This is a genomic window from Gelidibacter sp. (assembly GCF_035577925.1).
In the GTDB taxonomy this organism is placed as follows: domain Bacteria; phylum Bacteroidota; class Bacteroidia; order Flavobacteriales; family Flavobacteriaceae; genus Gelidibacter.
Genome location: NZ_DATJCY010000171.1, coordinates 1 through 9,622 on the forward strand (window position 1 = coordinate 1; position 9,622 = coordinate 9,622).

Sequence of the window (9,622 nt, forward strand, 5' to 3'; positions counted from 1 at the left end):
CAAACTAACCTGTTTGATTGGTTTGGTTATCGCTCCTATTTTGGGTGGACATACCATTGAAACCGCAGTTGCAAATACCGAAGTTATTGAAGTCGTTGAAACCGTTTCAAATGATATGGAAGGTGAAATAATTTCTGGAGATATGGATCATGTTCAACAAACTATTGTTGCTACTGAAAGCAAGTAATAAAGCCTGATTACTGGTAATTTAAATATGAAAAAAGCCACGTCTTCAAGATGTGGCTTTTTTTATTTTGTGATATTTTAAAATTTGTGCGATACTAAATAGCGATGATGAAACTATAAATATTGAAATTTAAAATGTAATAATTCTAAGAACTCAGTGATTTAAAAATTATGATTTCAATCTTTTAAAATATTCGTAAATGGCATATTGCGAACGTATTTCAGGTTTTTTTCCAACCTTTACATACTCGTTTTTCTGATCGGCATCAATGATTCTTGCTTTTACGTTATCGGCAAGTTCAAGGTCAATCACATCTCTAATAATCTTAAAATTATAAGGGTCTACAATAGGGGTCACCACTTCAATACTGTGCGTTAAATTTCTTGTCATCCAATCTGCCGAACCGATAAACATCTTTTCTTCACCTCCATTGCCAAAAATATAAACACGTCCATGTTCTAAAAACCGATCCAAAATACTTGTCACTTTTATGTTTTTACTTTGCCCTTTAATCCCGGGGACCAAACTGCAAACACCACGTATAAGCAGGCGGATTTTGACGCCTTTAATACTGGCTTCATAAAGTAGTTTAATCATCTTTTTATCTTCAAGATTATTCATTTTTAAAATGAGATAAGCCTCTTTTCCTGCTTGCGCCAAATGAATTTCTTTCTCTAAAAGCTTCACAAACTTATTGCGCATGGTAAATGGAGCGATCAAGAGTTTTTTGGCTTTGGGTACAATAGAAACGCCTTCGAGTGCCGTGAATAATTGGTTGAGTTCTGCACTTGTTTTTTTGCTTTTGGTCATCAAACCAAAATCTGTATAAGGTGTTGCGGTTTTTTCGTTGAAGTTTCCTGTCCCAATATAGCTGTAATGAGTGGTCGTTTGGGCGATGCGACGTTCAATATAAATGATTTTTGAATGGACTTTTATTCCTGGGTAACCATAAACCACTTCAGCGCCGCTATCCTTGAAAATGGCGCCCCATTTTAGATTGTTTTTCTTCTCGGAACGTGCTTTGACGTCAATAAAGACAATAACTTTCTTTCCGTTTTTCGCTGCGTTTGCAACAGCATTATTTAAACGCGATTCTTTTGCAACGCGATACAAAGTCATTTTAATGGTCGTTACATAAGGATCATTAGCAGCTTCCTCCAATAATCTTATCACCGGTTCAAAGGACTGATACGGGTAATTAATCAACTGGTTTTTGGTGTCAATAGCTTCAAACATTGACCTGTGTTTTAACGTTACAGGATGGTCAAGTGGTGGTAGCTCTTCAAAATGGAGATTTTTGTTGGTTGGATTTGGAAGGTGCAAAAAATCCTGATAATTATGGTATTTGTTGCCTAAAATAATTTGGGCATTCGCAATATCCAAAGTCTTTTTTAAGAAATCCTGGAAACTTTCCGGCATATTAGGATCTACTAAAACACGCGTCGTTTGACCTGTTTTCTGATGTGATAGTGAAGCTTTTGCTTTTTCGATCAGATGGGTGGGAATTTCATTTTCTAGCTGAAGCTCTGCGTCTTTTGAAATTCTTATGGCATAAAAGGACAGTGCTTGCTGGTTTTGTGCTTTACGCAAATTATATTTAATAATATCGTCTATGAACGTAATATAATGCCTATTGTTTTCACTTGGGAATACAAAAAAACGAGATTCGTTTTCAGGAATTTTAACCCATTGAATCGTGTTTTCAGAAAGCATGGCTGTAATATAAGAAGCTTCATTTTCTATGAAAACAGGACTTTTAGAGGAAAATATTGAATTTTCGAGTTCAATTTGAGATCTTAAAGTGGATTCAAAATAGGTTTCTGCTATTTGTTTCTGAATTTCTGAAAAATCATTATCATTAATTAAATAAATCCCTTCTTGCTGTAAATGAGGAATAATTTCATTTTGAAAAAGCTGATCCAATTCCTCTTCCAGTGAATCCACCTGAATTTTAATTTCAGCAAGTACTTGTTTGGGTTTGGTGACTATTTTTTTTCGGATGGATTTGTCCAAATCCTTGGCTTGCCGGATGTCCGAAACTCTTGTTCGTATAAATTCATCTAAATTAGATGAAAAAATAGCCATGAATTTTATGCGTTCATACAGTGGATTGCGTTGGTCTGCAACTTCTTGCAAAACACGATGATTAAAACGTAACCAAGAAAGATCGCGATGGTAGTATTTTGTGTTGTAAAGCGGTAATGCCATAAATTATATCAATAGTCTATCTGCTTTTATGAGCAACTAAAATCTATTTGTAATAAATTTTAAAGCCGAAAAATACACTTTTAAACCCAAAAAAATATCAAAAAAAGATGAACTGCTAAAACAATCCATGTATTTCAGCATCAATGGTATTGATAATGCTGCCCAAATCTTCAGGATTGGCAACAAAATCTAAATTATCGACGTCGATAATCAGGAGTTTTCCTTTGTTATAACCATGAATCCAAGCTTCATAACGTTCGTTCAATCGGCTTAAATAATCGATACTTATGGAGTTTTCATACTCACGACCACGACTGTGGATTTGCTTTACCAAATTTGGAATGGAACTGCGTAGATATATCAGTAAATCAGGTCCTTGAACAAATGATTCCATCAACTCAAAAAGTGCACGGTAATTTTCAAAATCTCGATTGGTCATCAAACCCATGGCATGGAGGTTGGGCGCAAAAATATGTGCGTCTTCATAAATGGTCCGGTCCTGAATGATGTCTTTTCCACTTTCGCGAATTTGCAAAACCTGACGGAAACGACTGTTCAGGAAATAAACCTGCAAGTTGAAACTCCAGCGTTCCATTTGATTATAAAAATCATCTAAATAGGGGTTGTCAACCACATCCTCCAATTGAGGTTCCCATCGGTAATGTTTAGCTAATAATTTTGTGAGCGTTGTTTTTCCTGCACCAATGTTTCCGGCAATTGCTACATGCATATTTATCTGATTTTTAGTTGGAATTGATGAAGTTTTTCATCGGTGTAAATATACAAGGTTTCATTGGTTAGTGAAAACTGTTTTATTAACAATTGTGGGAGCTGTATGGCTGCCAAGCTATTGCTATCCTTAGCTAAAAAATAAAGACCTTCTTTTTTTTGGATAATCAAATTGCCATTGTCCTCAGCAATATGAAGAAACCCATCATTTTTTATTTTTGACAGGCTGCTCCCAAAATAGTTGTAAGTATAAAGATGGTTTTCGGTAAGCAGCCAACTATAGTTATAATTGCTTTTAAGATGGAGTACATTAGAATTTACGGGCATCGCACTTGCTCTTACGGTGTTGGTTTTATAATCAAAAAGTTCTAATTGCTGTGAGTTTTGATCAAAAATCCAAAGGGTATTATCCGCTCCGGTCGATATATGTGTGATATTTTTATAAGGTTGAATGCTATTGAAATCGACTTTAAATATTTCAGAAAGTCGATTATCCAATATCAAAACGGTATTGAAGTTTTTATAAAACACATTGATTTTTAAAGGATTGAACGCATCGATAGAAGTGATTGATCCGAGTTGCACATTGCTGTAATTGTAATTTTGATGCGGTTCTTTTTTATAGAAGGTATTTCCAACGGTATAATAAAGTGATCCGAAATTATCGATATGAATGAGTTGATCGACTTTTAATGGTTGTTCGTTTAATGTGATGGTTTCGATTTTTTCTTGCGAAAAAAGCAGTGATGAGCTTATGAAAATACTGTAGAGAAAACGTTTCATTTCTGAATTTCTTTTATAAATCAACCTTATTCATCATCATTTTCTTTTGTATATCCTTCATAATAATAGGATTGCTCTATGCCTTTGAAAATAATTTCTCTGTTATTTATATCGTCAGTTAAGTTGGCTTTTAGTAGTGTCCGTAATTCCAAATCATTAATTGGACTCCTTTCCATGGCTTGTAAATAAAGGGATTTATCTACAAATTGCCAGTTGGCCATTTTTTTGAGATTCGTTTTGAGAAGCATATCTAACCAGATGCGCATCGTTCTGCCGTTGCCTTCCATAAAAGGATGGGCAATATTCATTTCTACATATTTGGCAATGATTTCTTCAAAATCATTTTCGGGCATTTGTTCGATTTTCACCAAAATTTCGTTGAGATACAATGCATTTGCAAATCTAAAACCGCCTTTCGATATGTTTTTTGTGCGTATTTGTCCTGCAAAATCGTACAAACCATTAAATAAATAATGGTGAATTTGTTTTAAGCCTTTGGTTGTGCCTATTTCTATTTTGTCAATAGCGCCCGATTCAAACAGACGATATGCGTTTTCTAAACTTTTTTTGTCTATGTTTTTCATGTAAATTCAGAGGAATTCATCTGCATTTTTTTTCAAAAATACTTTAAATTATTGCGCTTTTATACTGTAAAATCAATAGCTGTGTGTAAAATGACGATTTGCAATTTACAAAAATCAAACCACAATCAGCAAATTAACTTATAGCCAAATCCGCGGACGTTTAAGATTTGAATGGTTTCGTCAGCACTTAATTTTTTTCGGAGTTTTGAAATAAAAACATCCATGCTTCGCGCATTGAAAAAATCGTCGTTTCCCCAAAGTTTATTGAGAATAAGCGATCGGTCCAATACTTGATTTTTGTTTTTTATAAGATGAAACAACAAATGTGCTTCGCGATGTGTGAGCTGCGCAACAGCATCGTTTTTATACTGTAAGGTTTGTTTTGGAAAATCGAAGCTGAAATTGCCTAAAGTTATAATCTCAGAAGTTTTTTGAAGGTTAGTTCTGTTCAATAAATTATTGATTCTCACGATCAACTCTTCCATGCTGAATGGTTTTTTCAAATAATCATTGCCGCCAATGCTAAAACCTTCCACCACATCTTTGGTTTGTGATTTTGCGGTTAAAAAAATGATCGGAATCGTATCGCCTTCTTCCCTAATTTCTTTGGCTAAAGTAAAACCATCTTTTTTGGGCATCATCACATCCAAAACCAAGAGCTCAGGTTTTTGGTCTTGGTAAACTTGTTTCGCTTTTTCGCCGTTTTCGCAAAGCAATACGTTGAAGTTTCGCGTTTCTAAACTTTCTTTTATGATTTGTCCTAAAGCAGGTTCGTCTTCAGCTAAAAGTATGGTGATGGATTTATGCATTGGGAATAACGATTTTGAAGGTGGTAAAGTTATTATTTAGGTTTAAATCGATTGTGCCACCATGTTTTTCTATGATTTTTTTCGTGTAATAAAGTCCAATACCAAAACCTTTAACATCGTGCGTATTGCCTTTTGGAACGCGATAGAATTTTTCAAATAACTTTTCTTTATTGATGGATTTTAAAGAATTACCAGTATCTGAAATGTAAATTGTGGTGGCCATTAGGTTTTGATCAATGTTAATACTGATTTTTTCTCCACCGTATTTCATGGCATTATCAATAATATTATTCAGAGCATTTTCAAAATGAAATGGATCCACTTTTGCTAAAATAGCTTCAGAAGTAAAGTTAATGGTTTTCTTTTTTTGACCGTTTTGCATCTCGTATTTGCTGATGACTTGCTGAAGGAGTTCGGTCAGATTAATATGTTCTTTATGTAGTTCTAAATGATCGCTGTCCAAGGTTGCGGTTTCCAAAAGTTTCTCGACCATGAGATTTAGCTTGTTTAATTGATGGTTGGAAATGTTCAAATAGTTTTCTGTTTTGGTTTTGTCATCGAGCGCATTAAAGTTTTTTAAACTTTCGAGCACTACGCCAATAGTGGCAATTGGCGTTTTAAATTCATGTGTCATATTGCTGATAAGATCGTTTTTTATTTCGGCCAATTGTTTTTGTTGCTTAATGATATGAAGCAAATAAAACAAGCAGGATATAATGGCAGCAGCAAGAAAGAAGGATATCAAAATACCAGAAATGCTCAGTTTTAAAGCATCTTTAAGTGGATTCTCAAATTCTAAAACCACTTGTTCTTTTGGTTTGAGATAGGTTGATTTTGAATTGACCGACATTAAATCCTTCGTGTTTAAATCTGCATTTGAAGTATATATCAGTGAATCGTTTTTAAAATGTTTGATACAGTAACGAGGAGAAATCTGTTTCTGTTTGAGTTGAATTGTCAACAGCGAATCAACTTGGCCATATTCTAAAGTATCGCGATCCATAGAAATTAAAATCGTACTTAATTTTTCCATTTTTTTAATACTGTCATAAGTTCGCTGAGTTTTTACAGTCTGACCGACGATTTTATTTTTGGAATTAAGATTGAAATCGAAATTGAGATTAAAACTATCTTTTGGGAATTGTCTAAAACCAACCACTTTAACTCCTGATTTTTTATTGGAAGTGAGAAGTCTTTTCTCTAAATTTTCTTTTAAGTTGATAAGTGTTGTGTCTTGATAACTAAAAGATTCCACTTCAGATGAGGAAATTTTGACCGATTTGATCTGGGAAACCTTATTAAATGTTTTTTTTAAATTGGATATGGCAGATGAATCAATTTCAGAATGCGAATTATTATTTATGATGGTGAAAATATCCGATTTTGCAATTTGTGTATAATATTCTTCCAGTGCGTTGTCAATACTCAACTGAATTTCATTGCTAACCCGTTGTTTGTTCAGTTGGTAATTATTGTAATTCCAATATACTTGTACCGCAATTGTAGCCAAGATGGTTGCGGCAATAGCATATAAAATCCAATACTGATTTTTTGTTGTCATAGGTCAAAGATAATGACTTGCAGGATGTCAATTCATATCGGTTAACACACGTTAACACTCATTAACGCAATTGTATTTTTAAATGGTTAATATTTGTGATCTGAAATAAAATCTATCAAAAATCGAACAATTATGAAGTACAAACAAAAATTATCAATTCTTATAACCTTATTCGCGGTTATGCTAATGAAAGCCCAAGAATTTCAAGGTGTTGCCACGTATAAATCCTATCGAAAAGTTGATTTTAAGATAGGAGAATCAAAAAACTCCAATATGAGTCCTGAAATGCAAAAACAACTTGAAGATCAGATAAAAAAACAAGCGGAGCAAGAATATACGTTGAGTTTCAACAAAAATGAATCGATTTATAGAAAAAACGAAACTCTCGAAGCGCCAACACCTTCAAAAGGTGGGCTTACCGTAAGAATCTCTGATCCTTCAAATTTGTATTACAAAAACTTAAAGGAACACCGTTTTGCCAACCAGACCGAACTTTATGGCAAGGAATTTTTAATTAAAGATTCGTTGAAAGTTCAAAAATGGGAATTGCTCAACGAAACCAAAAATATTGGCCAATACACATGTTTTAAGGCACAATATAAAGACGAAGTTAAGGTTCGAAAAATGAGTTCAGAAAGCGGCATGGAAACAACGACGGAAGAACGCATCACCACAGCATGGTACACGCCACAAATTCCCGTTAGCAATGGTCCATCGGATTTTTCTGGACTTCCGGGATTGATCTTGGAAATCAATGATGGCAAATTGACTTTGATTTGCAGTAAAATAGTCATTAATCCAGAAGAAGAGATAAATATCAAGGAACCTAAAAAAGGTAAAGAAGTAACCCAAAAGGAATTTAATGATATTATGGAAAAGAAATCCAAGGAAATGATGGATCAAATGAGAACGAGGGGTTCATCAAATGGCTCAGAAATTATGGTGATTGGCTCAGGACGTTAGATTTATGAAATATTTAACGTTTTGCATTTTGACTATTTGGTGTTTTTTGAGTCGAATTCATGACCATGAATTTATCAATCCACATGTTATCATAAAACGTTTATAATGAAACTACAAGCAATTATTTTTTTTAGCTGTTTTGTCCTGTGCTTTTCTAGCGCATTAATAGCGCAAGATTTTCAAGGAAAAGCCTATTACCAGTCCAAGACAACAATGGATATGGGCAATTTTGGTGGCAACCAAATGAGCGAACAACAAAGAACCATGATGCTCGAACGGATGAAAAGCATGTTGGAAAAAACGTACGTTTTAAGTTTTAACCGTACCGAATCTGTATATAAAGAAGAAGAGAAACTGGCAACGCCAAGTGCAGGAGGTGGCCGAATGGGCGGTATGATGGGCAGTTTTACAGCTGGTGTACAGTATAAAAATGTAAAAGATCAACAACTTATTCAAGATCAGGAGTTTTTTGGAAAACAGTTTTTAATCCAAGATTCCATCCCAAAACTAGAATGGAAAATGGAAAATGAATCCAAACAAATTGGTCAATATCTTTGTTTTAAGGCTACAGCCGTTAAAAAAGGAGACGAGATGGATTTTGGAAACATGCGACGACGTAACCGTGAGGATGAGAAAAAAGATAATGAAAAATCAAAAGATTCTACAAAATCAACCAATTTACTGGACAGTATAGAAGTGCCTAAAGAAATTGTTGTAACCGCATGGTACACGCCACAAATTCCAGTCAACCAAGGTCCTGGTGAATATTGGGGACTTCCAGGGTTAATTTTAGAAGTCAATTCGGGGCGAACAACGGTTTTATGCACAAAAATTGAAATCAATCCTAAGGATAAAATAGAGATCAAGGCACCTACCAAAGGTAAAGTAGTTACAAAAAACGAATATGCCGAAATCGTCAAAGAAAAAATCAAAGAAATGCAAGATATGGGTGGCAGAGGACGTGGCTCACGATTTTAAAATCTGATCATCACACATAACTAATCAATCAAAAATATATAATGAAAAAAATCATCACGTTAGTCTTACTTTTAGTGGTTGGGCATTCTTTTGCTCAAATTAAAGTAGAAGGCGTCATTAAAGATAGCATTGGCAATCCGTTGGAATTGGCCAACGTCATCGCCATAAACCAGCAAACCAAAGGTTTGGAATCCTACGGAATTACCAATAATCAAGGACGCTATAAGTTGACTTTGACAAAAAACACAACTTACACTATTCAAGTGAGTTATATTGGAATGAAAACTTTTGACGAAACGTTGGCTGTTAAAGAAACTGATATCACCAAAAACTTCACTTTACAAGAAGATAATAGTTTGGATGAAATACACCTTACTTATGAAATGCCCGTAACCATGAAAGGAGATACGTTGGTGTATAATGCCGATTCCTTTAATAAAGGCACCGAACGAAAATTGGGTGACGTATTAAAAAATCTTCCTGGTGTTGAAGTTAATGATGATGGCGAAATTGAGGTTGAAGGAAAGATTGTTGGAAAAGTTATGGTGGACGGCAAGAATTTTTTTGATGGCGATTCAAAATTGGCCACCCGGAATATCCCGGCAAGTGCGGTCGATAAAGTGCAAGTGCTTAAAAATTACGCCGAAGTGGGTCAGTTGAGTGGTGTGACCAATAATATGGATAATATTGCCATTAATATTAAGTTAAAAGAAGGTAAAACCAATTTCTGGTTTGGCGATATTACTGCTGGTGGTGGCGTTTCGGAAGATAATGCCTTGTACGTGGCGCAACCCAAATTGTTTTATTACAGTCCAAAATA

Annotated in this window: 10 protein-coding genes; 4 read left to right on the top strand and 6 right to left on the bottom strand. The window is 34.6% G+C overall.

Annotation, left to right across the window (positions count from 1 at the left end; all coding sequences use genetic code 11):
- Window positions 1–187: hypothetical protein (locus tag VNJ50_RS06010; RefSeq protein WP_325579995.1), on the top strand; the 187-nt coding region annotated here is incomplete at its 5' end.
- 168 nt (window positions 188–355) lie between these two features.
- Here VNJ50_RS06010 and ppk1 read toward each other — a convergent pair.
- The 6 genes from ppk1 to VNJ50_RS06040 all read right to left on the bottom strand — a co-directional run bounded on the left by ppk1 (window position 356) and on the right by VNJ50_RS06040 (window position 6,861).
- Window positions 356–2,395 carry a polyphosphate kinase 1 gene (gene ppk1 / locus VNJ50_RS06015; RefSeq protein WP_325579997.1) on the bottom strand — a complete coding sequence of 680 codons (2,040 nt, stop codon included), beginning with the start codon at window positions 2,393–2,395 and terminating at the stop codon, window positions 356–358.
- A 115-nt stretch (window positions 2,396–2,510) separates the two neighbouring features.
- Window positions 2,511–3,125 carry a deoxynucleoside kinase gene (locus VNJ50_RS06020; protein WP_325579999.1) on the bottom strand — a complete coding sequence of 205 codons (615 nt, stop codon included), beginning with the start codon at window positions 3,123–3,125 and terminating at the stop codon, window positions 2,511–2,513.
- 2 nt (window positions 3,126–3,127) lie between these two features.
- Complete coding sequence (locus VNJ50_RS06025) at window positions 3,128–3,907, bottom strand: hypothetical protein (RefSeq protein WP_325580001.1); 780 nt, start codon at window positions 3,905–3,907, stop codon at window positions 3,128–3,130.
- Between the two features lie 26 nt (window positions 3,908–3,933).
- A complete protein-coding gene (gene fic / locus VNJ50_RS06030) occupies window positions 3,934–4,491 on the bottom strand; it encodes a protein adenylyltransferase Fic (RefSeq protein ID WP_325580003.1) in 558 nt (185 codons plus the stop codon).
- A 125-nt stretch (window positions 4,492–4,616) separates the two neighbouring features.
- Window positions 4,617–5,300: a response regulator transcription factor gene (locus tag VNJ50_RS06035; RefSeq protein ID WP_325580004.1), complete on the bottom strand. Its 684-nt coding sequence runs from the start codon at window positions 5,298–5,300 to the stop codon at window positions 4,617–4,619.
- On the bottom strand, window positions 5,293–6,861 hold the full coding sequence (locus VNJ50_RS06040) for a HAMP domain-containing sensor histidine kinase (RefSeq protein WP_325580006.1): 1,569 nt from the start codon (window positions 6,859–6,861) through the stop codon (window positions 5,293–5,295). The genes VNJ50_RS06035 and VNJ50_RS06040 overlap by 8 nt, the downstream gene beginning before the upstream one ends.
- Window positions 6,862–6,993: 132 nt before the next feature.
- On the opposite strand from VNJ50_RS06040, the gene VNJ50_RS06045 reads away from it, so the two are divergent.
- From VNJ50_RS06045 to VNJ50_RS06055, 3 genes are all read left to right on the top strand, one after another.
- A complete protein-coding gene (locus tag VNJ50_RS06045; RefSeq protein ID WP_325580008.1) occupies window positions 6,994–7,824 on the top strand; it encodes a GLPGLI family protein in 831 nt (276 codons plus the stop codon).
- Between the two features lie 105 nt (window positions 7,825–7,929).
- Window positions 7,930–8,802: a GLPGLI family protein gene (locus tag VNJ50_RS06050; protein ID WP_325580010.1), complete on the top strand. Its 873-nt coding sequence runs from the start codon at window positions 7,930–7,932 to the stop codon at window positions 8,800–8,802.
- A gap of 41 nt (window positions 8,803–8,843) precedes the next feature.
- On the top strand, window positions 8,844–9,622 hold a 779-nt coding region (locus VNJ50_RS06055; RefSeq protein WP_325580012.1), incomplete at its 3' end, for a TonB-dependent receptor.

Coding starts and splice junctions, on each gene's coding strand:
- VNJ50_RS06040 (WP_325580006.1), bottom strand. CDS start 6,861: ATGACAACAAAAAATCAGTATTGGATTTTATATGCTATTGCCGCAACC.
- VNJ50_RS06025 (WP_325580001.1), bottom strand. CDS start 3,907: ATGAAACGTTTTCTCTACAGTATTTTCATAAGCTCATCACTGCTTTTT.
- ppk1 (WP_325579997.1), bottom strand. CDS start 2,395: ATGGCATTACCGCTTTACAACACAAAATACTACCATCGCGATCTTTCT.
- VNJ50_RS06020 (WP_325579999.1), bottom strand. CDS start 3,125: ATGCATGTAGCAATTGCCGGAAACATTGGTGCAGGAAAAACAACGCTC.
- VNJ50_RS06050 (WP_325580010.1), top strand. CDS start 7,930: ATGAAACTACAAGCAATTATTTTTTTTAGCTGTTTTGTCCTGTGCTTT.
- VNJ50_RS06045 (WP_325580008.1), top strand. CDS start 6,994: ATGAAGTACAAACAAAAATTATCAATTCTTATAACCTTATTCGCGGTT.
- fic (WP_325580003.1), bottom strand. CDS start 4,491: ATGAAAAACATAGACAAAAAAAGTTTAGAAAACGCATATCGTCTGTTT.
- VNJ50_RS06035 (WP_325580004.1), bottom strand. CDS start 5,300: ATGCATAAATCCATCACCATACTTTTAGCTGAAGACGAACCTGCTTTA.